The sequence below is a fragment of the Streptococcus suis genome, from assembly GCF_002964045.1.
Taxonomy (GTDB): Bacteria; Bacillota; Bacilli; order Lactobacillales; family Streptococcaceae; genus Streptococcus; species Streptococcus suis_U.
On sequence record NZ_POPB01000316.1, the window covers coordinates 1 to 333 of the forward strand.

1 pseudogene is annotated in these 333 nt (G+C 33.3%); it reads right to left on the bottom strand.

Annotated elements, in window-relative coordinates:
• Positions 1–271 (bottom strand): annotated as a pseudogene (locus C1E99_RS05455) (hypothetical protein); the annotation flags it as partial.
• Positions 272–333: the final 62 nt, after the last annotated feature.

Here is a 333-nt window from a genome sequence, read left to right on the forward strand (position 1 = left end):
TAAGTTCATACCAACTGTTCGTGTGGTAAAGGTAGGTCCGAATCGCTCCTTTCATATAAAATTCGCCATGGAAATCATAAAAAGTTGGCTGTTTATATGTAGATTGTGATGGGTGGTTACTAACTCGGAAAACCTTATAATAATAATTATTCCAAAGAATGCAGCCATAAATTGATTTCGTCGTTTTCGATTGATAAAGACTTAAAACTTCCTCGTCAGGATTGAGTATAGAATGAATAATCGGTCCCAACTTTTCTTCTGTCCAGACCATACTTCTCCCCTTGAACACATGTTTTTGTTTGTTTTATATTATTATATCATATATGTATTTTT